This is a genomic window from Streptomyces sp. NPDC057900, from assembly GCF_042887885.1.
In the GTDB taxonomy this organism is placed as follows: domain Bacteria; phylum Actinomycetota; class Actinomycetes; order Streptomycetales; family Streptomycetaceae; genus Streptomyces.
Genome location: NZ_JBHVOI010000001.1, coordinates 251,677 through 276,285 on the forward strand (window position 1 = coordinate 251,677; position 24,609 = coordinate 276,285).

A 24,609-nucleotide genomic window follows, 5' to 3' on the forward strand; every position below is an offset into this window, starting at 1 on the left:
GGATCCTACGGAATGCCTCCGGCGGTCGGCAGGGTGGCTCGGGAGATGCCCTCTGCGCCCGGCGGGTTCCGCAGGCTGAGCCCCTTGGTGGTGAGACGAAGAAGCCGCTTCGCCGAAGCCGTGGAGTCTGGGTGATGTTCTGTGGCCATCGCGAGGCCGACGGCCAATGTGATCAGGTCGGCCGCTGTGACATCCGGGTCCATGGCGCCCGCTCGCACGGCGTCGCCCAGAAGCGGTGCGGCCGCTTCCTGGAGTGTCATCGAGCAGCTGTTGTCGTGCACGGAACCGTCGTAGGAGAGTGCGACCGCCAGCCCGCGGGCTCGCACGCAGTATTCGACGACCTCATCGAGCCACTCCATCAGAACGGCATAACGGTCACCGCCAGGACCGCCCGCCAGCTCGCGGGCGTGCGCGCGAAGGGCTTCGACCCGTTCCTGGGAGACCGCCTCCAGCAGCGCCAGGCGCGAGGGGAAGTGCCGGCGCACCGTGGCCGAGCCGACTCCCGCCGTGCGCGCGATCTGTTCGAAGGACGCGTCGGCGCCGTGTGCGGCGACCTCTTCCTCGGCCACCGCGAGGATGCGCAGGTAGTTGCGCCGGGCGTCGGCTCGCTGTGCGGACATGACGGCGGTCTCCAGACTCGTTGCCGCTAAACGGCGGGGTCTGCCATATTGTAGCCAACACGAAACGGCGACCCCCGCCGTTTAACCGTTCCGGGAGTGACCATGCCGATCTCAACCGCAGCACCCGTGCTCGTCTCCGGCGCCACCGGCAAGCAGGGTGGCGCTACCGCACGTGCCCTGCTCGCCGCAGGAACTCCCGTCCGTGCCTTGGTGCGAGACGCCGCGTCGGCGCGGGCCCGAGCAGTCGAGGAGCTGGGCGCCGTGCTGGTCACCGGCGACCTGGACGACCGCGCGTCCCTGGCCCGCGGCGCCGCGGGTGCCCGTGCGGTGTTCTCCGTCCAGATGCCCGCCTTCACCGGGGACGGCTTCGACTTCGACGGCGAAGTGGCTCAGGCGCGCAACCTCATCGAGGCCGCCCGGGAGGCCGGCGTGCCGCAGTTCGTCCACACCTCCGTGACCGGGGCCGGCCAGCACATCGAGACCCCTGGCTGGGCCGAGGGCCGCTGGGCCTCGATGGAGGGCACTCTGGGCGCCAAGGCCGCGATCCAGGATCTGGTCCGGGCGGCCGGCTTTCCGTACTGGACACTCCTCAAGCCGGGCTTCTTCATGGAGAACTTCCTCCCCTCAAGCGCCTTCCTCTTCCCGCGCGGCATCGAAGGGGGCCTGGTCAGCGTCCTGAACCCGGAGACCCGGCTGTCCCTGGTCGCGGTCGACGACATCGGAGCCGCGGCAGCGGCGGCCGTCGCGGACCCGGACACGTTCAACAAGGTCGAACTGGAGCTGGCGAGCGACCACCTGTCGATGACGCGGATCGCCGAGGTCCTCTCCCGGGCCCTGGGCACGCACCTGCCCGCACCCGACATGACCGAGGATCAGGCCAAGGCGGCCGGAATGCCCGGACCGGGCGCGAGTCACGAGTACCTCAACGTGGCCGGCCAGCCCGGCCGTCCCGAGTACGCCCGAGACCTCGGCATCCCCCTGACCACTTTCGAGACGTGGGCGCGCACGTACATGAGTCCCACCGCGTAGGCCACGGAACACTCGGCAGCCGTACGAACGGGCCGTAGGAACGGGCCGTACATCTGGGGGCGTACGTGTGGGCCGTACGTGTGGGACTCCTGACGGCAACGCGGGGGAAACACTCCGTCCCTACGGTCTCCTTCACACCGGTCATGGCTGCGAACGGCCGGTGTGCGCGGAGGCATTGCCGCCCCCGGCGCTAACCAGCCGTCTTCCGCCGAGCTTTCAGGGAGGAACGATGGCTGTGTCCACGCATGCCGTCGCGCCCGCGCCGCCGGGCCCACACCCCGTCGATGTCCGGCCGCCACTGCGCCGCCTGGTGCCGCTGAGCGTGCAGCATCTGCTGGTCGCGTACGCGGGCATGGCGACGATGCCGTTGCTCGTGGGTACCGCGCTGGATCTGCCCGAGGACCGGATACGGCTGCTCATCAGCGCCAATCTGCTGGTGAGCGGGGTCGCCACGCTGTTGCAGTCGCTCGGTGTGATGCGGGTCGGGGCCCGGCTGCCGATCGTGATGGGATCCACGTTCACCGCGATCACGCCCGCTGTGCTGATCGGCAAGGAGCACGGGCTCGCCGCCGTGTTCGGGGCGACGATCGTGTCGGGCCTGGTGACGTCGGCCGTCGCCCCGTGGTTCGGGCGGTGGCTGCACTTGTTTCCGCCGCTGGTGACCGGGACCGTCATCGCCGTGATCGGCTTCTCGCTGGTCCCGTCGGCGGCCGGGCTCGTCACCGGGGGCCACGGCGGCGCTCCAGGCGGGCGCGGACTCGCCCTGGCGGCGGTGACCGTGGTGCTGGTGGAGCGGCTCGCGCCGCCCGCCCTGGCGCGGTTCTCCGTGCTCGTCGCGCTGGCCGCGGGGACCGGACTCGCCGTGCCGCTGGGGCTGTTCGACGGGTCGGGCGTCGCGCAGGCGCACACGGTGACGGCGCCCGATCCGACCGCCTTCGGAGCCCCCACGTTCGTCGTCCCGGCCGTCGTCGCGATGCTCGTCGTACAGTTGGTGAACATGGTCGAGTCCGTCGGTGACACCCTCGCCGTCGGGCAGATCGTCGGGCGCGGCGACGACGCGCCCACCGTCGTACGGGCGCTGCGCGCGGACGGCGTGGCGACCATGGTGTCGGGGGCGCTGGCCTCGTTCCCCGTCGTGACGTTCGGGCAGTCGGTGGGTCTGGTCAGCGTGACGCGGGTGCGCAGCCGCCATGTCGTGGCGCTGTCCGGCTTCTTGATGGTGGTGCTCGCGTTCGTGCCGGTTCTCGGCGCGGCCGTCGCCGCCGTGCCGGGTCCCGTCCTCGGCGGGGTCTCGCTCGTCATGTTCGGCATGGTCGGCGCGGTCGGTCTGCGCATCCTGGCGCGGGCGGATCTGACCGACTACCGCAATCTGCTGACCTCGGCGCTCGCCTTCGGGCTCGGGATGATCCCGGTCGGGGCTCCGGACTTCTACGCCCCACTCCCCCCGTTCGTCCGCACAGTCCTGGACAGCGGCATCGCCGTCACCGGCATCGTCGCCTTCACCCTGAACCTGTTGTTCCACCACACGCCCCGGTTCCGGAAGGACGACGCCCGATGACGACGCCCGGCATCGACACCATCACCGACGTCACCGTCTTCAGCGAAGGCCGCTGGCGGGCCGGCACGGACGTCCACCTGGCCGGGGGCCGGATCAGCGCTCTCGTGCCGGCAGGTGAACTCCCGCGCGGCGAGCGGGTCCTGGAAGGGGCCGGCGGACATCTCGTCCCGGGCCTGGTGAACACCCACACACACCTCTTCCAGGCGGGTCTGCGCGGCATCGGCGAGGGACTACCGCTGCTCGCGTGGCTCAGTGCCGTCGGCGAGGAGGCGGCGCTGCTCACCCCCGAGCGGGCCTACGCGACCGCGGCCGCCGCCGCTGCCGAGGCGCTGCGCAGCGGCACCACCACCCTCGTCGAGCACATGTGGCCGCACCCGTCGCCGGGGGTGCACGACGCGGTCCTGCGGGCGCTGCGCGACAGCGGCATACGGGCCGTGCTGTGCCGGGGCGTCGCGGACCGGGCCGACCGCGGCCGCGCCTGGGGCTTCGACCCCCGGCTGATGCAGCCGTTGCGGGAAGCGCTCGCGCACACGGACGAGCTGATCGCGGCGGCGCGTGACAGCCGGGTCGGGGTGGGCGTCGCCGTACCCAATCCGCGGTGCCTGACGCCCGAGGGGATGGCTGCCGTGCGCGCGTACGCCGACGAGCGCGGCCTGCCCGTCTCGTTGCACCTCCTGGAGACGACGACGGACGACACCATGTGCCGCGAGCACACGGGGGCCGGCGCCGTGGAGTATCTGGAGCGGGCGGGGTTCCTGTGGGAGCGGCTGCTCGCCGTGCACTGTGTGGAGCTCGACGCGGCGGGCCGCGCGACGCTCGCCCGGCACGGCGTCGGCATCTCGTACAACCCGCTCAGCAACATGCGCCTGGGCAGCGGGATCGCTCCGGTGCCGGAGATGCTGGCCGCCGGGCTACGGGTCGGGCTCGGCGTCGACGGCGCAGCGAGCAACGACACCCAGGACATGATGGAGGCCCTGCGCATCGGCGCCTATCTGCAACGGGCCGCGCACCGCAAGGCCGATCTGCTCGGGTTCCCGGAGATGTTCTCGCTGGCCTCGAACGGCGCGAACCTCGTTCTCGGCCTGGAGGAGCGCCCGGACGGCGTGCGCGCCGGGATGCAGGCCGACCTCGTCCTGCACCGCTTCGACAGGGACTACGCCTGCCTTCCGGTACGTGATCCTGGGGCCACGCTGCTGACGTGTGCGGGCAGCCGGACCGTGGCAGCGGTCATGGTCGACGGCGAGGTCCTGGTGCGGGACGGAGAGCATGTCCGGCTCTCCGCAGCCGAGTTGGCGGCCGGGCTGAGCTTTACGGCGGCGTAACACCGTGGTCCACGGCGGAAACACCCGCCGGGCAGTCTGAACGCATCGCGTGCGGGTCCCGGGGCAACGGGGCCCGCACCAGCCCACGGCGCCGGACCCGCCACGAGGTCCGCCGCGACCGTGCCCGCGGGCCTCTGAGCGTCCGCGGTGGGGAGTGCAGGGGCGGTGACTGCATCCCGGAAACCCACGATCGCTTCGAGGAGCGACAACCGCGATGACTGACACGACTGAGACGGCTGCTGTCACGACCAGGACGGCTGAGGCGGCCGGGACGGCTGAGGCGGCCGGGACGACGTACGGCCTGGCCGAGCTGGCCAAGGAGACGCGCATGGGCGGGGCCGGGACGGAGACCTCCGGCCGGGAGATCCGCAGGATCGACCTCAGCGACTTCGACGACCGCAAGGCCGAGATCACCGAACAGCTGTGGGCAGCCGCCACCGATATCGGCTTCTTCCAGCTCGTGCACCACGGCATCGAACAGAGCGCCGTGGACGGGGCGTTCGCCGATGCCGAGCGGTTCTTCGCGCTTCCGGAGGAGGCCAAGGCCCGGCACGCTCTCAAAAAGGGACTCAACTCGGGCTGGGAGTCCATGACCCAGGTCCGTCCGTCGATCGGGACGCCGGACCAGAAGGAGTCGTACCAGCTGACCCGGCCGCACATGGACGGCCTGTGGCCGGACGACGAGCTGCCCGGCTTCCGGGAGCGCACGCTCGCGTTCGAGGCGCGGTGCAGGGAGCTGGCGATGCGCGTGCTGTCCTGCTTCGCGGACAGGCTCGGGCTGCCCGACGGGTTCTTCACGCGTGCCCACGACCCGGCCAGTGAGCAGTACCAGTCGACGCTGCGCATGCTCCACTACTTCGCGGTCCCCGACGACGTCCAGATCCCGGCGGACGTGTGGCGTGCGGGTGCGCACACGGACTTCGACTGTCTGACGCTGCTGTTCCAGCGCGACGGGCAGGGCGGACTTCAGGTGTGCCCCGGCAAGGAGGCCGAAGCGCAGGAGTGGACGCCGGTCGAACCGGCCGACACGGTGATCACCTGCAACATCGGGGACATGCTGATGCGGTGGAGCGACGACCGGCTGCCGTCCAACTTCCACCGGGTCAAATCGCCCGGCCCCGGCGACGACCGCTCGGCCCGCCACAGCATCGCGTTCTTCGCACAGGCCGACCGCGACGTGGTGATCGAGGGGCCCGGGGGCCGCTACCCGGCGATCACGGCCGCGGACTACATCCAGCAGCGCATCGCCGCCAACTTCGCACGCCAGGGAAGGTGACGTGACGATGTCCACGAGGAACACCGGTACCGGACGGCTCGCGGTGCTCGGCCTGCAGCATGTGATCGTGATGTACACCGGATGTGTGACGGTGCCGCTGGTGTTCGGCGCGGCGGCCGGCCTCGACGCCGCGACGGTCGCCGTGCTCATCAACGCCGATCTGCTCGTCGCGGGCATCGTCACGATCATCCAGGGAGCCGGGGTCGGCCGGATCCTGGGCGTGCGGATGCCGGTGATGGCGGGCGCGGCGTTCACAGCGGTGACGCCCATGATCCTCATCGCCGGGGAGTACGGATTGCAGGCGGTGTACGGGTCGATGCTGGCGGCGGGGCTCTTCGGCCTGCTGGCGGCCTACCCGTTCGCGAAGGCGGTGCGCTTCTTCCCGCCGCTGGTGAGCGGTGTGGTGATCACGGTGGTGGGGCTCGCGCTGATCGGTGTCGGGGTGAATCTGATCGTCGGCAGTGATCCGAAGGCCGCCGACCACGCCGCGCCGTCGCGGCTCGCACTCGCCGCCTTCGTCGTGATCGTGATCCTCCTCGTCGCCCGCTTCGGCCGTGGATTCCTCGCCCGGACCGGCGTGCTGCTCGGTGTGGTGGCGGGGACGGCGGTCGCGGTGCCGCTCGGCCTGGTCGACGTCTCGGCCGCGCGGACGGCGGACTGGGTCGGCGTCAGCGCTCCCTTCCACTTCGGAGCGCCGCAGTTCCCGGCGGTCGCGGTGCTCTCGATGTGCGTGGTGATGCTCGTCCTGTTCGCCGAGTCGACGGCGGATCTCCTCGCGGTAGCGGAGCTGACCGGCAGGAAGCTGACGACGGCGGACATGGCGCGCGGGCTGGCGGCGGACGGCCTCTCCGGTGTCCTGGGCGGCGTCATGAACGCCTTCCTGGACACGGTGTTCGCGCAGAACGTCGGCCTGGTGACGATGACGAAGGTCCGCAGTCGGCACGTCGCCACCGTGGCGGGCTGCATGCTGCTGGTCCTCGGGCTGATCCCCAAGCTGGGCGCGCTGGTCGCCGGACTGCCGCAGCCGGTGGTCGGTGCGGCGGGGCTGGTGATGTTCGCGACGGTCGCCACCGTCGGCATCGGCACGCTCCGCACGGTGGACTTCGACGGTACGCACAACCTGCTGATCGTGGCCGTGTCGATCGGTGCCGGCATGGCCCCCGAGGTGGCCCCCGATCTGTACAGCAGGCTCCCGGAAGGGGTGGGGATCGTGCTGGGCTCACCGGTGACGAGCGCGACGCTGGTGGCGTTCGGGCTGAACCTGGCGTTCAACGGAAGGGGCCCGGCCCGCGTTCGGCGCGTGGAACCGGTCGACGTACCGGCCTGAAGCCGTTCCGTGGGCTGATGTCGCAATCCCCTCGGGCTCCACTAGAGTGCGGCGCTATGCCGTTCCCGGATGAGCACCACCAGGTTGCGGTGGTCGACTATCGACCCGAGTGGCCCGCCGAGTTCGAGCAGTTGGCCGACCGCCTCGGTACCGCCTTGGGGGATCTCGCGGTGGGCATCGATCACGTGGGGTCGACCTCCGTACCCGGCCTTGCGGCCAAGGACTGCGTGGACGTGCAGGTGCGCATGAGGACGATCGACGAAGCGCGTGACGTTCCGCTGCTGGCCGCGATCGGCTTCCGGTGCCGCCCGGAGCCGTGGAACCGCTTCGAGGTGTCGAGCGGCCAACGTTGCCGCAAGCTGGTCTTCGCGCCGCCCGTCGGGGCCCGCCCGTGCAACGTCCACCTCCGGGAGAGCGCGGGCCCCAACGCGCGGTTCGCGCTGCTGTTCCGTGACTACCTGCGCGGGAACGAGGTGGCTCGTCGCGCATGGGGAGCGTTCAAGCAGCGGCTGGCACAGAGCGTGCCGGACTTGACGGACTATGGACAGATCAAGGCCCCGGCGACCGAAGTCCTGATGGCGGCGGCAGAGCGATGGGCCGCGGATTCGGGCTGGTCCCCGAAGTGACCCGTCGGACGGGCCTGCCGACATGACCGGTTGAAACGCGCGCTTCTTGCCTCTGACGGAATTGGGTGGCGGACGCGCCCCGGCCGCAGCGAGGATCTCTCGGTACCCGCCGATGAAGGGGCAGTCGTGGACGACATCGTTCCCAGAGAGCTCATCTCTTTCGCCGATGACGAGGGGAACAGCGTCACCGTCACCGTTCTGGGACGTGCCCCCGGATGGCCCGCCGTGCTTGAGGCCGAGATCGTGGTCAGGACGCCATTCGTTTCCGGCCGTGTGGACTTGGCGCTGTACACCTCACGGCTGGAGAGCTGGTCCGCCGCCCTGGACAGGCTCGACGCCGGCGAGGACGTTGCCTGGATGGAGATGAGCCGTGGTCCGTCGATCTTCGTCCAGCTCACCGGCGAGCGTGACTGTCCGGAGGTGGTCGTGGAGGACGAGTCGCGGTCCATGGTCACCGTCCGGGTGCCGTTCGTACCGCCGGACGACTGGATAGCCGACCACCAACAGCGGCTGCGGAAGGTGATGGACCACTGGGTTCCGCTGCTGTCGGCGTAGACGGGGCAGTCGGCGTAGACGGGGCAAGCGTCCGCCACCGGATGGGCGCACGTCCAATGGCGCGGAGGGCGATACGCCGCGCGTACAGCCTCCCGCCCGGTCCGGATGGTGGCGGGCCATGAGCGTCGGCGCCTCGTCCGGCGAAATGAGCGTCCAAGACGCAACATTTTTTGCGTGATCTACGTCGATATTTTCGCAAGGTGCGCACACTATTGCCGATGCGTAACCATGTCGTTACGATCCCCGCAGCGGAATCCCGATCTGCCTTCCTGCCAACTGCCTCTGCTTCACACGTAGTTGGCCTAGTCGAGGAGTTTCCTGATGGGCGTCACCCGCCGGACATTCATGCAAGCGGTCATCGCGGTCACAGCCGTGGGCGCGGCAGGGGGCGCGCAGACCGCCCTGGCCGGGGCCGCGGTGGCCGCCGGCAGTCCGCCCGGGGATGTGGTCGGGAAGGTCACCGTCGGCTATCAGGGCTGGTTCGCCTGCGCCGGTGACGGCGCCCCGATCAACGGCTGGTGGCACTGGACCCAGGACTGGAGCCGGCCGCCGTCCCCGTCGAACACCGGCACCAAGTGCTGGCCCGACATGAGGGACTACGCGCACAGCTACCCCACGGCCTACGGCGATCTCGGCAACGGGCAGCCCGCGGCGCTGTTCTCCTCCTACGACCAGCAGACCGTCGACACCCACTTCCTGTGGATGCGGCAGTACGGCATCGACACGGCGGCGCTGCAGCGGTTCAACCCGACCGGCGGCGAGGGCCCGACCCGCGACGCGATGGCTGTCAAGGTACGGGCCGCCGCCGAGTCGCACGCCGTGAAGTTCTACGTGATGTACGACGTCACCGGCTGGACCGGCATGCGGTCGGAGATCAAGACCGACTGGACCAACAAGATGAAGGCCCACACGGCCTCACCCCAGTACGCCACCCAGAACGGGAAGCCGGTGGTGTGTATCTGGGGCTTCGGCTTCAACGACGACAACCACCCGTTCTCCACGGATGCCTGCCTGGACGTGATCAACTGGTTCAAGGACCAGGGCTGTTACGTCATCGGCGGGGTGCCGCGCGAGTGGCGTACGGGTGGCGCGGGAACGCGCACCGGGTACGGGGACGTCTACCACGCGTTCCACATGATCTCCCCGTGGATGGTCGGCGCGATCGGCAACGCCGGCGACTCGGACAACGCCTACTCCACCTACACGGTCGGCGACGAGGCGGACTGCGCGGCGCACGGCATCGACTACCAGCCGTGCGTGCTGCCCGGCGATGTGTCCGGCCGCCAGCGCGCGCACGGCGACTTCATGTGGCGGCAGTTCTACAACATGTGCCGGGCCGGGGTGCAGGGCATCTACATATCGATGTTCGACGAGTACAACGAGGGCAATCAGATCGCCAAGACCGCCGAGACCCAGGCGTGGGTCCCGACCGGGTCCGGACTCCTGGCACTGGACGAGGACGGCACCGCCTGCTCGTCCGACTACTACCTGAGACTGACCGGCGACGGCGGCCGGATGCTGAAGGGCGAGATCGGCCTCACCCCGGTCCGCCCCACCCCTCCGACGCCCCCGGGCGGAGCCGACACCACCGCACCCACCGCCCCGGCGAGGCTCCGGGTCACCGACCGCACCAGCAGCTCGGTGACCCTGGCCTGGGACGCGGCGACCGACAACGTCGGTGTCACCGGCTACCACGTGCTGCGAGTGAACGGCCAGTCAGGCACCCAGGTGGGCACCGCAACAGGCACCTCGTTCACCGTCACCGGGCTCGCCCCGTCCACGGATTACGTCTTCCACGTGGTCGCGCTCGACGCGGCCGGGGGCGTCTCGCTGCCGTCGAACCAGGTCACCGCCACGACCACAACGGCCGGCGGCACCACGGACCTGGCCCTGCGCCGGCCGACCTCGGAGAGCGGTCACACCCAGGGCTACGGGTCCGGCAACGCGGTGGACGACGACCCGAACAGCTACTGGGAGTCCGTGAACAACTCCTTCCCGCAGTGGATCCAGGTCGATCTCGGCGCCGCGAGCACCGTCCGGCGGATCGTGCTCACCCTGCCCCCGTCCAGCGCCTGGGGCGCCCGTACCCAGACGGTCTCGGTCCAGGGCGGCATCGACAACGGCGCCTCCGGTCAACTGCTCGCCGCGGCGGAGCACCGATTCGACCCGGCGACCGGCAACACCGCCACCCTCACCCTGCCGGCGGGCTCACCCGTCCGGTACGTACGGCTGACCGTCACGGCCAACACCGGCTGGCCGGCCGCCCAGATCTCCGGCCTCAAGGTCTACGCGGCCTGAGCCGCCGGGTGCGGCGGGGGACGGGGACGGCGCGATCCGGTGGCCCCCTCGACGCTGTACGGGGGCCGCGCCGGCCATGACCCGCGCGGCCCCCGTACAGCCACTACTGTCGGACCCCATGATCGTATGGCTCAACGGCACCCACGGTGCGGGCAAGACGACGACCAGCGCTCTCGTGCAGCAGCTGATCCCGGATTCACGGGTGTTCGACGCCGAGCTGGTCGGCGGGATGCTCATGAACATCACTCCGGGGCTGCCCTGGACGGGCAACTTCCAGGACTGGCCGCCGTGGCGGCCGCTCGTGGTCGAGACCGCCCGCCATGTGCTGGCGTACACCGGCGGCACCCTGGTGGTGCCCATGACGGTCCTGGTCGAGCCGTACTGGCGCGAGATCAGCGCGGGCCTCGCCCACCACGCCATTCCCGTACGGCACTTCGTCCTCCACGCCGATCAGGACACCCTCCGCGGGCGTATCGAGGGCGACGCCCATCTCGGCCCCTCCACCTTCCGCCTCACCTACCTTGAGCCCTACGCGGAGGCCGCCCGCACCTGGCTCCACAGCGAGGCCGAGGTCATCGACACCACCCGGCTCACCCCCGCGCAGGCCGCCCAGCGGATCGCGGACTCGGTCAACGGCTGAGTCCGCGGCTGCGGCTGCCACTCGACGGGCAATAATTTTGCAGGGCCTGCATTTTTGCTTACTATGCAAGATGTGCCGACCAAGAAGCCCTCCGCGTCCGGGCCCTCCGAGCCCAAGAAGCCGTCCCCGCCGGGGCTTCGGGAACGCAAGAAGCGGGCGACCCGCAACGCCCTCGCGGAAGCCGCCGTACGTCTGGCCGCCGAGCACGGCGTGGAGAACGTCACGGTCGAGGCGATCAGTGAGGCCGCCGGGGTCTCGCCCCGGACGTTCTTCAACTACTTCTCCAGCCACGACGACGCGTTCGTGCTGATAGACGAGGCGGTGGGCGAGCGGATCAGGGAGTCCGTGCGCCTCGCCCCGGCCGACCGTCCGCCGCTCGACGTGGTCCGTGACGCGCTGACCGAGGAGCTCGGCGGTTTCGAGCAGCGCAAGGAGTTCTGGGCCCTCCAGGCCAAGGTCTTCCAGCGCTCCCCCCACCTCATCCAGCGCGGCCTCCAGGCCCAGGTGGCGGACCAGCGTGCCCTGGCCGCCGCCATCGCCGACTGGCTCGACACCGGCACCGGCACCGCGTCCGAATCCGCGTCCGAAACCGCGGACGCGGCCCCGGATTCGCGGGGTGCTCCGGCCGGGCCCAGTACGGCGGGCGACAGCCTCTTCCCCCAACTGCTCGCCGCGGTCGCCCAGACCGCGGTACGGGTCGCCATCGAGCACTGGTGCGACCACCCCGGAGAGGTGGAACTCGCGGACACCTTCCAGGAGGTGTTCGTCCAACTCGCCCACGGCCTCCCCCGGCCACCCGGGTAGCCCCGCCGCCGCCTCCCACCGGCGCGGCCGCCCTCTCTCTCCTCAACGCCGACCTCTGTTCTGCCCAGCACCGAAGAAGGACACCGTGACCGCAACCGAGGCGCCGGAACAGGCGCCTTCCTCCATGTCCAACCGGCAGATACTCCAGGCGATGTCCGGCCTGATGGCAGGCATGTTCGTCGCCATCCTCGCCGGTACCGTCGTCGCCAACGCGCTGCCGCGCATCATCGCGGACCTCGGCGCCAGCCAGTCCGCGTACACCTGGGTCGTGACGTCCGAACTCCTCGCGATGACGGCGACCGTGCCGCTCTGGGGCAAGCTCGCGGACCTGTTCAACCAGAAGCTGCTGCTCCAGCTCTCGCTCGGCCTGTTCGTGGTCGGTTCGCTGGTGGCCGGTTTCTCGCAGGACGTCAACACGCTGATCGTCAGCCGCGTCATCCAGGGCATCGGCGCCGGTGGTCTCACCGCGCTCGCCCAGATCGTGATGGCGGCCATCATCCCGCCGCGCAGGCTCGGCAAGTACGCGGGTATCTTCGGCGCGGTCTTCGCCGTCGGCACGGTCGCCGGTCCGCTGATCGGCGGTGTCCTCGTGGACACCTCCTGGCTCGGCTGGCGTTGGTGCTTCTTCGTCGGCGTGCCGTTTGCACTGGCCGGAATCCTGCTGCTCCAGCGCACCCTGAAGCTGCCGACGGTACGCCGTCAGGTCAGGATCGACTGGCTGGGCGCCTTCCTGATCGTCGCGGGCGTCTGCGCGCTGCTGATCTGGACCTCGCTCGCCGGCAACAGCTTCGACTGGGCCTCCTGGCAGACCGCCGCCCTGGTGATCACCGGCGTGGTGCTGCTGACAGCCGCGGTCTTCGTGGAGTCGCGGGCGGCCGAGCCGATCATCCCGCTGGCCATCTTCCGCAACCGCACGGTCACGCTGACCACTCTGGGCAGCTTCTTCGTCGGCATCGCGATGTTCGCCGGAACCGTGTTCCTGTCGCAGTACTTCCAGATCTCCCTGGGCAAGTCACCGACCGTCGCGGGCTTCATGAGCCTGCCGCTGATCGGTGGTCTGCTGGTGTCCTCGACCGTCGCCGGGCAGATCATCGCCGCGACCGGCAAGTGGAAGCGGTACCTCGTCTCGGGCGCTGTGATCATGACGGCCGGGCTCGGCATGCTGTCGACGATCGACGCCGACACGCACTTCGGACTCCTCAGCCTCTACATGGCGTTCATGGGGATCGGCGTCGGCATGCTGATGCAGAACCTGGTGCTCGCCGCCCAGAACGACGTACCCGCGCACGAACTGGGCGCGGCCACGTCCGTACTGTCCTTCTTCCGCAGCCTCGGCGGCACCGTCGGGACCAGCGTGCTCGGCGCGGTGCTCGCCAACCGGGTCGCGAGCGAGATGACCAAGGGCCTGACGGAGAACGGCATCCCGGCGCCCGCCGGTGGCCACGGCAGCGCCGTACCCGACATGACCACGCTGCCCGAGCCGATGAAGAACATCGTCGAGCACGCCTACGGAGTCGCCACCGGCGATCTCTTCCTCATCGCCACACCCTTCGCCTTCCTCGGCCTGCTGGCGGTGCTCTTCATCAGGGAGAAGCCCCTCAAGACCACCAGCGGCATGGAGCGGCTGGCCGCGGAGGCGGCCCCCGGCCCCGAGGACGCGGCAGAGCGGCCGCCGCTCCCCGAGCCTCCCGCTCCCCGGCAGGGGGAGGCCGGGTCGCCGGAAACGACCAGGCACTGACGGGGCACATCGTGCCAGGATGCTCGGCATGTCTCGTCGTGCACTGAGCTTCGGAACGATGGCGGAAGCGTACGAGCGGTTCCGGCCGGGGTATCCCGAGGAACTGTTCGACGTGGTGATGGCGTACGCCGGTCAGCCGGTCTCCAGCGCCCTGGAGATCGGCGCCGGGACCGGCAAGGCCACCCGTCTGCTGGCCCGGCGGGGGGTCCCGGTCACGGCGACCGATCCCGACGCGGCCATGCTCGCCGAGCTGCGCAAGCATGTGCCACCGGGCGTCAGGACGGCCCGCGCCGCTTTCGAGGAGCTGCGGCCAGACGAGAGATTCGGACTCGTCTACGTGGCATCGGCGTTGCACTGGACGGAGCCGGCGGGCCGGTGGTCCCGCATGGCCGGGCTGCTGGAGCCGGGCGGCGTGTTCGCCTCGTTCGCCAGGCCGGTGGGGCTGGCCGACCCTGCTGTGGAGGAGGCCGTTCGCGCGGCACGGGCTCCGTTCCTGGAGAGCGACGATGTCCCGTCCCCGGACGGGACACCTCCGGAGCACGACATGCAGTGGCCCGGCACGGAACTCCAACGGTCCGAGTGGTTCGACGGAGTCCAGCAGTCCGTGATCGAAAGTCGCCTGACGATGAGTGCGGGCGACTTCGTCGGTTACCTCTCGACCGTCTCGGCCTACATCGTCCTGCCCCAGCCGCAGCAAGCCGAGGTGTTCAGCCGGATCCTGCGGGTGCTGCCCGAGACGGTCGAGATCTCCACCGCCACCATCGTCCATCTCGCCCGTCGGCGACACGAGGCGTAGCGCGGGACGGGGGCGCTATTCGCCGGTCCGGGTTCCGTCCGCGTTCACCCGCACCCCGTCGACGGTCAGCGTCCCGTCGTGGTGCGCGGTGACCTTCGCGGTCATCGCACCCGCGAGATCGATCCGCTGCCAGCTGCCCCCGTCGCCCTGCTCGTCCAGGGCAGCGCCGGAGGGGATCTGGGTGGCCGCGAGCACGGTACGCCGCTGAGCACCGGTGAGTTTCGGGTGCGACGTGCGCAGCAGGTCCTCCGCCCCGTCCGGAACGGCGGGCGGCAGGCCCTCTGCGCCGATGTGCGGGAAACCGTAGGTCATCCGCCGCTCGTACACCTGGAGTGCCTCGTCCGTGGGGAGGTACGGCGTTCCCCGGCCCGCGCACCGGGTGAGCGAGTCGCCCGCGCCGGTCTCACGGCACTTCTGCACGAGGACGGCTCGCAGTTCGGTCTTCGCCTGCTCCAGGAGGGTGCGGAACTCCGGGTCGGACCAGCGCAGCTGGGCGGTCTTCTCGCCGACGATCCGGCCGCCCATGATGTCGGTCGGGTAGTGGAAGGACAGCAGGATGCGGTTGTTGCCGTACTCGGAGGCGCGGGCCAGGATCTGCGGTGCCAGTTCGGGCAGCAGGGTGGCGAGGACGATGCCCTGCGCGTAGCCGTGGCTGGTGTGCCCGCTCGGGAAGGAGCCGTCGCCCGCGAGACCGGCGTAGCCGCCGGGGCTGTCCCAGGGCTTGATGAGTCCCTGGTCCTCGGTGAACCCCATCCGGACGAAGGGGCGCTTGTACTGGTAGTTGTTCTTGGCTGTCTGGTACCAGTCGGCCGATGAGTCCGGGGTGTGCTCGATCCGGCCGGACAGCAGCGCCTCGGTCTTGGGGAGTTCGCCGTTCTTCAGTGCCTGCCCGTACAGCCGACCGAGGGTCGCGCCCAGTCCGTCCGCCATGGTCCGGTAGGGGCTGTTCGCGCCGTCCACGAGTGCCTTGTGGACCTGGGGGTCGGTGGGGCCCGAGGGGGCGTTGTTGATGTCGACGACCGTCCGGTCGTCGAGCGCGTTCAGTTCCTCGTACGTCGTTCCCTTGGGAAGGGCCTCGTTGGCGCCCATGACCGACGGCTCGTTCCTGGCGGCGTCGAACGAGCGCAGCAGCCAGGTGAAGTAGTCACCGCCACCGGGCGCGGTGGGCTGGGTGTCGGAGGCGTACGGGGTGTCCAGCTGCTTGTCGGTGAAGGGCAGGGAGCCCGTGGTCTGCGCGAGCGGGCCGGGTCCGAAGTAGATGTCCGAGCTGGTGCTGTCGCACTGGTGGATCTCGACAGCCAGGGTGTTGGTCCCCGGGCGCAGGGCGGAGGCCGGTACGGCGAAGCGGGCGGAGACCGGGTCTCCCTCGCCCGAGGTCCCGTCCGGGGTCTCGTACTGGAGGTTCTTCGTGATCTTTCCGTCGCCGTGACCGGCGATCCGCCTGCCGTTGAGGTAGACGGTCACGGTGTCGTCGTAGACGACCGTGCCGACGAGCCCGCTGATCGTGTCCAGGGAGGCGCGGTCCATCGAGAAGGAGGTGCGGAAGAAGTACGCCTCGGTGCTGTCACCCGCGCCGTCGCCCTCGCTGCCGCTGCCCGCGTCCTTGCGGAGCCTGAGCTTCGTGCGGACGGGGAAGCCGTCCCCGAGGTCGGTGCCGTCGTTCTTCGCGCCGAAGGGGCCGGTGGCGGTCTTCCAGGGAACGTCCCCGACGTCGAAGCCGGTCCGGGTCCACGCCGTGCGGTCCTCGTTGCCGCGCGCCGGGTCGATGTCCGGGGTGTCGAGGTAGCTCCAGCTGGTCGAGGCGTCGACGACGGCCTTGCCGATGCTGACGTCGTCGATCCACCCCCCGGGCCTGGAGCCGGACTTGGCGTGGGCGTCGTCGTAGCGCAGCAGGATCTGACTGACGTGCTTCCCGGCGAGCGCGCCGAGGTCGGCCGAGACGGTGTTCCACTCCCCCGGGGTCAGCTTCCTGTCCGCCGTCCGCACCTCGCGGGTACGGGGGTGGCGGCCGTCCGGGTCGGTGTAGAGGATGTCGAGCGCGACGTGGGCGGAGGCGGCGTCGTCCGGGCGGATCGCGTAGCTGAGCCGCGAACCGCGTACCAGGGGGACGTCGAGGCCGGAGCGCAGGACCACCGTGGAGGAGGCCGGTCCGGGGGCGAGGACCCGGCCCGCGTACCGGAGGGCGGCCGAGCCGTCCGCCGCTCCGACGGAGTCGGCGTTCTCGACCCCGGCCCCGAGCCCGGCGGCCGTGGATCCCGCGGAGCTGCGCAGGGTCCAGTCGGCGAGCTGGAGCTTCGAGCGGTCGGCGGCCGGACCCTGGCACCGGTCGGCGCAGTTGTCCGTGACACGGAGCTGGTAGTGGCGGTACGCGTGCGTGGTGGTGACCGGATAGAAGTCGGTCTGCCCACGGGTGCCGAAGCGCTGCTCCTTCTCCTGGTCCAGGACGTGCCAGGAGGAGTCGTCCAGGTCCGTCGCGGCGGAGTCGCTGTCGCTGCCGAGCACGGTCCACGCGGCCGGGTCGCGGGGCGGCGCGTCGTTCGCGGAGGTGAGCGAGTAGCCGGTGACAGCCGCCGGGGTACGCAGGGTGTAGATCGCGTACACGGGCTCCTTCTCTGTGGGCCGTCCGCTGTCGCGGGCGTACCACTTGGTGGCGGAGTCCTGGTCGGAGAGGCTGGTGACGCCTTCCTGCGCGCTCGTGTCGTTGGGGTGGCCGGACCGTACGTCGCGCACCGTGGTGGTGACCTCTGTGGTCTCGCCGCGCAGATTCCGCGCCTGGCCTCGGGCCGGGAAGCCTGCGGGCCGGGGCGTCCCGGGCTCGTAGGAGGTGGCCCAGTAACCGCCCGCCTCCGGGGCCGCGCCCGCCGGTCCGGCCGAAGTGGCGGAGGCGGCCGGGCCCGTCCCCGCCACGAGCGTCGCCGCCACGAGAGCGGCTGCGACCACACCGGCGCCCACGTCCTGCCCGCGTCTGCTGAACACCCGCACGGCTCGCCTCTTCTCTCCGGACAACGTTGTCACCTGCCGAGCCTGAGGGTTTGGTGGAGGACATGTCAACGCTCGGGAGTCCGAGTGTCCTGTTCGTGCCGCCGACTGGGACGGAATGCCGTCGCCGCCGTGGTGGACACCGTGGCCGCGGTGAGCGCGGTACGGCTGGACCAGGTCAGTGCCGCCGTCGCGGTCAACGCGAGCAGCGGGACGGCGAAGCCGGTTCGTGCGCCCGCACCGTCGACGAGCCGGCCGACCGCCGCGGCGGAGAACGCGATGCCCGCCGCGCACGCGGAGTTCGCCCAGGTGAAGGCCTGAGTGAGGACCGGCCTGTCCATGACCGACTCGACGAGCGTCGAGGAGACGATGACGCACGGAGCGACGCCGGCGCCGGGCAGCAGGAGGGCGAGGCCGAGCTGCCAGGAGGAATCGGCCAGCATCGGCAGCAGCGACGCGCAGGCCAGGAAGGTCAGGATCAGGGGCAGCCGGTGGCCGGGCGGGGTGCGCCGGTGGCAGCGCCCGTAGACCAGACCGGCCAGCAGGCTCGCCGCGCTCATCACCCCGTACAGGAACCCGGCCGCCGAAGCGGCGTGGTGGGCGGCGGCGAAGGCGCTGACCGAGACCTGCATCGAGCCGAAGAAGACGCCGAGGGCCACATTGACCGCCAGCAGCGTGCCGAAGTTCCGGGTCCACAGCCGGCCCGGCCCACGGTCGGCCGTACCGCCCCGTACCACCCTTCCGGCAGGGACCGGGGCGGTACGGCGCAGTGCCGCGAAGACGAGTCCGGCCCCGACGACGAGCGCCCCCGCCAGCGCCGTACCCGCGGCCGGGTGCAACCGGGTCGCCATCAGCACCGCGAGGGCGGGTCCGAGGAGGAAGGCGGCGTCGTTGCTCATCGTTTCGAGTGCGAAGGCCGGGGCGAGTTCGGCTCTTCCGTGCAGCAGGGCCGACCAGCGGGCCGCGGAGAGCGCACCGATCTGCGGGACGGTCGCCCCGGCGGCCAGACCGGCGGCCATCAGCGGCAGCACCGGCGCACCCGTGAGCGCCAGCACGACCAGGGCGGTGACCGCCCCGGCGTGGGCGCACAGGAGGGGAGCCAGGACACGCGGCTGCCCGAACCGGTCCATGAGGCGGGCCGCCTGCGGGCCCACCAGGGTCTCCGCCACGGCGAACAATCCGGTGACCAGACCGGCCACCGCGAACGACCCGGTCTCGGCGTGGACCAGCCAGACGATGCCGAGCCCGGCCATGGCCACCCCGACCCGGGCGGGGGCCGCGGCCAGGAAGAAGGCCGCCGCGCCGGGGGTCCGCAGGGCCGAGCGGTAGGAGGCGGTCCCTGTCCCGGCCGCCCCCGGATGGTGAACCGCCCGTCCCTGACGACGGAACCGTGCGGTACGACGGAGAGGCGTGCGGCGACCAAAACCTGCGGTACGACGGAACCGGTGCCGCGGTGTCACGGCGAACCTTCCGCTGCACGGTGGGACGGCCGGGGAAACGGCGCCCGCCGAGGGAGCCGTCCCCCGCCGCCAGGAGTCGTCCATGGTGACGCGGACGGGGACGGATTCAGGGTCCGCGTCGGCGTCGGCTCCAGCGCCGGCAGAAATATCGAGTGGTGAGAGCGGGAAGTCGAGATCGTGCGATGGATCTCGCAGGGCATGACACTAGCCGCGTTGCCGGGCCCGGAGAAGACCGCGCGCGAGTCGCTGTTGCGCCGCGTGCGTGGTCGGACGACGGCGACCCGTGCGGGTTACACATACCGGCGGGGCCGCCGTGGTAGCCCTGGGATTACCCCCGTGAGGGTGAGAACGCGGGCAGGAGCCTTCCGTGACCGCGCTCCTGACGGAAGATCACCCGCAGGGCCCGCCAAGCACAGCAGAGAAGGTTCATGATGCGTACCAACCGGAAGATCGCCGTCGCCATCGCCGCCACCGCACTGCTGGGTGCCACGGGAGGGGCCACGGCGCAGGCCGCGTCCGTCGCGGCCGTGAGCACCGCACCCTCCGCATGCCGTCCGGCCAACCACCTCGCGAAGATCACCACCGCGTCCAGCAGCGCGGGGCACCGCCACTACCGCGTGACCCTCACCGCGCCGCGCGGCTACGACGCGTGCCGGCTCGCGGGTTCGCCCACCGACGTTCGGTTCTCGGACCACGGCTCGGAGAGCGGGATCACCGCCGGCCGCTACGGCGGCCAGGGGACCGCGGTGACCTTCGGTCCGGGGCACCCGGTGCACTTCGACATCCAGGTGCCCAACAACGACTGCGGCGTCCCCGCGGACGAGGCGTCCTTCACGCTCCGGGCTCCGGACGGGGAGATCCCCGGCACATCAGTGGCCGACGGCAGGCTCAGGGTGGCGGCCGGCACCCTCGTCGGTCCGGTGCGGAGCGGCGCCTGAGACCCGTCCGAGGATTTCGGTACCCGTGCCCTCGCCGCTCGCGGCGAGGGCACAGCTCTTCGCGCCGTCGGTCGCCCCACCGGGCTCGTGGCCGGACACCGGCCCCCGGCCGCGCAGTTGGCGATCCACCCGGCACGGCGGCCGGTCCGGGGCGGCCGGTCCGGACCGAGTCGGCTCTCGTACCAACCGTGACCAGCGAACGCACCCGCACGCCTCCGTTAGCATGTTCGAACTCACGACGAGCGTCCCCATCGCTCGCCATTCACCGGAAAGTCGGGCTTTCCGGTGTGAAGAGTGGCTTACTCAACCAACATCTAACAAATCGGCCAAACAATTGATACCTATAGTATCGCGGGTGTTTTCGCGAATATCGAGCAGAACCACGACCGCCCCGTGGCATCGGCCACGAGCGATACTGTGGGGCACGGCGGCCGTGGCGACCCTCGGATTCCTGGTCGCGCTGGAGATCTCCGCACGCCATTACGGATTGCCGGGGCCGATAACCACCCAGGCCCAAGAGGTCATAGTCGCCCCCCAGTCGGGCTTCCTGCTCTACGCGAGCATGGCGCTGATGATGGTGGTGCTCACCTGGCGGGAACGGTTCATCGCGATGGGTACCGCGATAGGAATCGATCTCGTCATTCTGCTGGTGCGCTGGGCGGCCGACGCCAGGGTGACCCACGGCCACCCCTTCGGCAATGGGGCGTTGTGGGTGGTCGTGGGCTGCGGCGTCATCGCCGTCACACGCCGCACGGGGCAGGAACGCATCCTGCTGCTGAAGGGCGTCGGCCTCGGTCTGCTGCTGGTGACGGGCCGCAAGACCGGTGACACCTGGCTGCTCATCACCTCGAAGACGCGCCCGGCCGTTCTCGACCAGTACGTCGCGACCGCCGATCACGCACTGGGCAACCCCTCCTGGCTGGTGGGGCGGATGGTCGAGGCCACCGGCCCGGTCGGGGACCGGTTCCTCGACTCCGTCTACACGCAGCTCGCGGTCGCCGCGGTCGTCGTCGCCCTGTACCAGCTGCGCAATGTGGCGGCCGACCGTCGCTTCCCCGGCCACCACCTGGTCCGCACCTTCCTGGTCATAGGCCTCATCGGGCCCGGCATATACGTGCTCTTCCCGGTGGTCGGGCCGGTCTTCGCCTACGGCGCCGACGGCGGGCACTGGGCGGTGTCCAACCTGTGGCCGGACACGATGCCGCAAATCGGCGCTCCGCATCACATGTCGTTCGACGAGATCACGCCGCGCAACTGCATGCCCAGCCTGCACACGGCATGGGCCACCTGCATCTTCATCCACTCACGCAAGGGCCCCCGGACCCTCCGCTACGCGGGCACGTTCTGGCTGCTCGCCACACTCTGCGCGACGCTGGGCTTCGGCTATCACTACGGCGCGGACATCATCGCGGGCGTCGTGTTCACGCTCACGATCGAGGCGGGCCTGCGCACGTTCGACCGCGGCTGGGACCGGTCGGGAGTCAAGCTGGTCGCCTACGGGGTCGCCGTCTTCACCGCGCTCCTGCTGGCGTACCGCTATCTGTCGTTGCCGATGGCCCACCATCCCTGGGTGTTCGGCCCGCTCCTCCTCCTGGCGATGGCGTCGGTGATCCACGGATACGTGCGGACCACCGAACAGTGGGAACCGAAGACCGCCCCGGCGCGGCAGCCGGAACCGCTGCCCGAACCGGTCTGAGACGGATGAACAGGAACAGTCCGGCGGGCTCCGCCCCGGGCGGGGCCGAGGAGCCCGTCGGACTGTTCCGTGGGGACTCGTTCCGTCGAGACGCATGCCGCTCCGGGCCCGCGCTCCCCGGTAGCCTGCGCCCGTGGGAATCGAACTGAACACTGACAACTGGCTGGCGGACACTCGGGAGTCCTACGACACCGTGGCCAAAAGCTACGCGGACCAGGTGCGCGACCTGCTGGACGACACCCCTGAAGAACGTGCCGTACTGGCGCTGTTCGCCGCACGGGTGCGGGACAACGGGGAAGGTCCGGTCGCGGACGTGGGGTGCGGGCCGGGACGCATCACAGCCCACCTGCACGGACTGGGCGTGGACGCGTTCGGGATCGACCTGTCCCCCGGGATGATCGAGGTGGCCCGGCGCGACCACCCCGGCCTGCGGTTCGAACCCGGATCCATGACGGAGCTCGGTCTCCCCGACCGCTCGGTGGCCGGGCTGATCGCCTGGTACTCGCTCATCCACGTCCCCGACGTGGAGATCGGTTCGGTCCTGGCGCACTTCCACCGCGTACTGAGGCCCGGTGGCCCGCTGCTGCTCAGCTTCCACGTCGGGGACGAGCGGAAGCTGAAGACGCAGGGGTACGGCGGCCACCCGATGAGGGTGTACGTGCACCGGCGCACGCCCGGTCAGCTGGCCGCCCGGCTCGACGACGCCGGATTCGACGTCGAGGTACAGCAGACCCTCACCTCGGCCGAGAGCAAGCTCGGGGGCCTCCTCCTCGCACGCCGGCGGCCCGATGCCCGGGGAGCGGAGCGGCCCCTCGCCGAGTGACGCCCGGGAACGCGGCCCTCGACGGCCGGGCGGTGCGGGTCCGGGCGTCGCCGGGCCGCCCGGTGCTGTCGACGGCGCCCACGGACGCGCGCGGCCGGTTACGTACTCTTGAGGCATGCGCATGCGCCCCACTCTGAGCTGGTCCCCCACGGAGGATCTGCCGCCCGCCACCACCGACCTGGAGCCGGTCACCGACGCGCTGGGCGCCGGCGGCGTGCTGGTGCTCAGCGGGGCCGGGATCTCCACGGAGTCGGGCATCCCCGACTACCGGGGCGAGGGCGGGAGCCTGAGCCGGCACACCCCGATGACCTACCAGGACTTCACCGCGAGCGCCCAGGCCCGGCGGCGGTACTGGGCTCGCAGCCATCTCGGCTGGCGCACCTTCGGCCGCGCCCGGCCGAACGCCGGGCACCGGGCGGTGGCCGCGTTCGGGCGGCAGGGCCTGCTCTCGGGGGTGATCACCCAGAACGTCGACGGTCTGCACCAGGCCGCCGGCAGCGAGGACGCGGTGGAACTCCACGGCAGTCTGGACCGGGTCGTCTGCCTCACCTGCGGCACGCTCAGCTCGCGCCGCGACCTCGCGCGGCGGCTGGAGGAGGCCAACCCGGGCTTCCGGCCGGTGGCCGCCGCGATCAACCCGGACGGCGACGCCGATCTCACCGACGAGCAGGTCGGGGACTTCCACGTGGTGCCCTGCGCGGTCTGCGGCGGCATCCTCAAACCCGATGTGGTGTTCTTCGGCGAGACCGTGCCGCCCCGCCGGGTCGAGCACTGCCGCGAACTGGTCGGTGCCGCGTCCACGCTGCTGGTTCTGGGCTCCTCGCTGACGGTGATGTCCGGGCTCCGGTTCGTCCGCCAGGCGGAGCGGGCGGGAGTGCCGGTGCTGATCGTCAACCGGGACCCCACCCGGGGCGACCGGCACGCCGTCACCCGCGTCGCGCTCCCGCTGGGAACGGCCCTCACCGCGGTGGCCGGCCGGCTGGGCGTCCCCGTCACCGACGCCCCCTCTGACGCGACGGCCCCTCACGAATCCGCTGTCGAAGGAGACTGATGTCCCGGACGAGCCGTTCCCCCTTCCTCCTCGCCGGGCTGATGGCCGGAGCCGGAGCTCTCCACCTGGCGGTGCCGAGGGTGTTCGACGGGACCGTTCCGAGGATCCTGCCCGGTCCGCCGCGTGCGTGGACGTACGGGAGCGGGGTGGTCGAGTTCGCGCTCGCCGCCGGGCTCGTCCACCCCCGGACGCGGCCGGTCGCGGCCCGCGCGACCGCCGGGTTCTTCGTCGCCGTCTTTCCCGCCAACGTCCGGATGGCCCTCGACGCGCGGCACTCCCCCGCCCTGCCGAAGGCAGCTGCCCTCGGCCGGTTGCCCCTGCAGATTCCCCTGGTCATGTGGGCCCGCAAGGTCGCCCGTGCCGAGGGCGCTTCCTCTCGCTGATGTGTCCCGGCGGTACGCCGGATCAGCGGATCTCGGTGACCCGGTGTTCCTTGAGCTTCGCGCAGTTGGAGTTGTCGACCGACACGTACACGTTGCCGATGCTGCCGCTCCAACTCACGCAGTGGCCCTTGCCGTAGACGTACGCGGGCCCGGCATACGACGTGTAGTTGCCGTCGTCACCGGCCCACTCGTCGGTGTCCGAGACGTAGATGGACGTGGACATGCTCTTGGCCGTGCCCGGGTTGGCGCGGATGGTCGCGACGCAGTTCTTGCCGTTCGCGGAGTTGTACGTCAGGTAGACGGTGCCCTGCGAGCCGATGGGCGCCGAGTTCACCGTCTTGTAGGCACTGCCGCAGACCCCCTGCGGTGTGACGTTGGGCGCGGCAGAGGCGGTCGTGCTGAGTACGACGGTGGCACCCAGCGTCAGCGTGGCCAACGCCGCGACAGTCGCGACATTACGTACGCTTCGCATATATCCCCCTTGTAGTTCTGAGAGCGGATTACTCCCACTTGATGTGACCCTCGAACGACAAGGATGGTTGTGCCGGATGCACCCGGAGATGCCGAAGCGGCGGCGACCGGCACCACTCGGAGAAAGTTCCACCGGAGCCCTTCCGTTTTCGCAGCTCACCGGAGCGCGAATAGGTCTAGACCACTAATGAATCGGAAAGCTATTTACCAGCCGCACTC

Annotated in this window: 21 protein-coding genes; 17 read left to right on the top strand and 4 right to left on the bottom strand. The window is 70.7% G+C overall.

The genetic code is table 11. The features are described 5' to 3' along the window. Positions 1-5 precede the first annotated feature (5 nt). Positions 6-620, bottom strand: a complete 615-nt coding sequence (locus ACFVQ0_RS00955; protein WP_390083254.1) for a TetR/AcrR family transcriptional regulator — start codon at positions 618-620, stop codon at positions 6-8. Positions 621-722: 102 nt separating this feature from the next. Here ACFVQ0_RS00955 and ACFVQ0_RS00960 point away from each other — a divergent pair, with 102 nt between their 5' ends. From ACFVQ0_RS00960 to ACFVQ0_RS01015, 12 genes are all read left to right on the top strand, one after another. Then, the gene (locus tag ACFVQ0_RS00960) at positions 723-1,649 is read left to right on the top strand and encodes an NmrA family NAD(P)-binding protein (protein ID WP_390083256.1); all 927 of its coding nucleotides are present in this window, start codon (positions 723-725) and stop codon (positions 1,647-1,649) included. Positions 1,650-1,884: 235 nt separating this feature from the next. After that, positions 1,885-3,207 carry a uracil-xanthine permease family protein gene (locus ACFVQ0_RS00965; RefSeq protein ID WP_390083258.1) on the top strand — a complete coding sequence of 441 codons (1,323 nt, stop codon included), beginning with the start codon at positions 1,885-1,887 and terminating at the stop codon, positions 3,205-3,207. Next, positions 3,204-4,529, top strand: coding sequence for an amidohydrolase family protein (locus ACFVQ0_RS00970; RefSeq protein ID WP_390083260.1), 1,326 nt, complete (start codon positions 3,204-3,206; stop codon positions 4,527-4,529). Before ACFVQ0_RS00965 ends, ACFVQ0_RS00970 begins: the two co-directional genes overlap by 4 nt. Before the next feature lie 214 nt (positions 4,530-4,743). Beyond that, positions 4,744-5,805, top strand: coding sequence for an isopenicillin N synthase family dioxygenase (locus ACFVQ0_RS00975; protein WP_390083262.1), 1,062 nt, complete (start codon positions 4,744-4,746; stop codon positions 5,803-5,805). Between the two features lie 7 nt (positions 5,806-5,812). After that, positions 5,813-7,132 carry a nucleobase:cation symporter-2 family protein gene (locus tag ACFVQ0_RS00980; protein WP_390083264.1) on the top strand — a complete coding sequence of 440 codons (1,320 nt, stop codon included), beginning with the start codon at positions 5,813-5,815 and terminating at the stop codon, positions 7,130-7,132. Positions 7,133-7,188: 56 nt separating this feature from the next. Then, positions 7,189-7,758 (top strand): GrpB family protein, encoded by a 570-nt coding sequence (locus ACFVQ0_RS00985; RefSeq protein WP_390083266.1) that lies wholly within the window; start codon positions 7,189-7,191, stop codon positions 7,756-7,758. A 126-nt stretch (positions 7,759-7,884) separates the two neighbouring features. Continuing rightward, complete coding sequence (locus ACFVQ0_RS00990; RefSeq protein ID WP_390083268.1) at positions 7,885-8,313, top strand: DUF5959 family protein; 429 nt, start codon at positions 7,885-7,887, stop codon at positions 8,311-8,313. Positions 8,314-8,634: 321 nt separating this feature from the next. Continuing rightward, the gene (locus tag ACFVQ0_RS00995; RefSeq protein ID WP_390083270.1) at positions 8,635-10,611 is read left to right on the top strand and encodes a discoidin domain-containing protein; all 1,977 of its coding nucleotides are present in this window, start codon (positions 8,635-8,637) and stop codon (positions 10,609-10,611) included. 118 nt (positions 10,612-10,729) lie between these two features. Further along, positions 10,730-11,251 carry an ATP-binding protein gene (locus ACFVQ0_RS01000; protein WP_390083272.1) on the top strand — a complete coding sequence of 174 codons (522 nt, stop codon included), beginning with the start codon at positions 10,730-10,732 and terminating at the stop codon, positions 11,249-11,251. Between the two features lie 72 nt (positions 11,252-11,323). Further along, entirely contained in the window at positions 11,324-12,055 is a 732-nt protein-coding gene (locus ACFVQ0_RS01005; protein ID WP_390083274.1) for a TetR family transcriptional regulator, read from the top strand. Between the two features lie 124 nt (positions 12,056-12,179). Further along, the gene (locus tag ACFVQ0_RS01010) at positions 12,180-13,793 is read left to right on the top strand and encodes an MDR family MFS transporter (protein WP_390085323.1); all 1,614 of its coding nucleotides are present in this window, start codon (positions 12,180-12,182) and stop codon (positions 13,791-13,793) included. Between the two features lie 28 nt (positions 13,794-13,821). Continuing rightward, a complete protein-coding gene (locus tag ACFVQ0_RS01015; RefSeq protein WP_390083276.1) occupies positions 13,822-14,589 on the top strand; it encodes a class I SAM-dependent methyltransferase in 768 nt (255 codons plus the stop codon). Between the two features lie 15 nt (positions 14,590-14,604). On the opposite strand, the gene ACFVQ0_RS01020 is transcribed toward ACFVQ0_RS01015, so the two are convergent. Both ACFVQ0_RS01020 and ACFVQ0_RS01025 read right to left on the bottom strand, forming a co-directional pair. Next, complete coding sequence (locus ACFVQ0_RS01020) at positions 14,605-17,565, bottom strand: phosphatase PAP2 family protein (protein WP_390083278.1); 2,961 nt, start codon at positions 17,563-17,565, stop codon at positions 14,605-14,607. 71 nt (positions 17,566-17,636) lie between these two features. Continuing rightward, positions 17,637-18,884 (bottom strand): MFS transporter, encoded by a 1,248-nt coding sequence (locus tag ACFVQ0_RS01025; RefSeq protein ID WP_390085325.1) that lies wholly within the window; start codon positions 18,882-18,884, stop codon positions 17,637-17,639. A 572-nt stretch (positions 18,885-19,456) separates the two neighbouring features. Here ACFVQ0_RS01025 and ACFVQ0_RS01030 point away from each other — a divergent pair. From ACFVQ0_RS01030 to ACFVQ0_RS01050, 5 genes are all read left to right on the top strand, one after another. Further along, positions 19,457-19,966 (top strand): DUF4232 domain-containing protein, encoded by a 510-nt coding sequence (locus tag ACFVQ0_RS01030; protein ID WP_390083280.1) that lies wholly within the window; start codon positions 19,457-19,459, stop codon positions 19,964-19,966. 412 nt (positions 19,967-20,378) lie between these two features. After that, on the top strand, positions 20,379-21,662 hold the full coding sequence (locus ACFVQ0_RS01035) for a phosphatase PAP2 family protein (RefSeq protein ID WP_390085327.1): 1,284 nt from the start codon (positions 20,379-20,381) through the stop codon (positions 21,660-21,662). Between the two features lie 145 nt (positions 21,663-21,807). Then, positions 21,808-22,485, top strand: a complete 678-nt coding sequence (locus tag ACFVQ0_RS01040) for a class I SAM-dependent DNA methyltransferase (RefSeq protein WP_390085328.1) — start codon at positions 21,808-21,810, stop codon at positions 22,483-22,485. A 115-nt stretch (positions 22,486-22,600) separates the two neighbouring features. Next, complete coding sequence (locus ACFVQ0_RS01045; protein WP_390083282.1) at positions 22,601-23,536, top strand: NAD-dependent protein deacetylase; 936 nt, start codon at positions 22,601-22,603, stop codon at positions 23,534-23,536. Continuing rightward, on the top strand, positions 23,536-23,919 hold the full coding sequence (locus ACFVQ0_RS01050; protein WP_390083284.1) for a hypothetical protein: 384 nt from the start codon (positions 23,536-23,538) through the stop codon (positions 23,917-23,919). Before ACFVQ0_RS01045 ends, ACFVQ0_RS01050 begins: the two co-directional genes overlap by 1 nt. A gap of 22 nt (positions 23,920-23,941) precedes the next feature. On the opposite strand, the gene ACFVQ0_RS01055 is transcribed toward ACFVQ0_RS01050, so the two are convergent. After that, positions 23,942-24,391, bottom strand: a complete 450-nt coding sequence (locus ACFVQ0_RS01055) for a spore-associated protein (protein ID WP_390083286.1) — start codon at positions 24,389-24,391, stop codon at positions 23,942-23,944. Positions 24,392-24,609 lie beyond the last annotated feature (218 nt).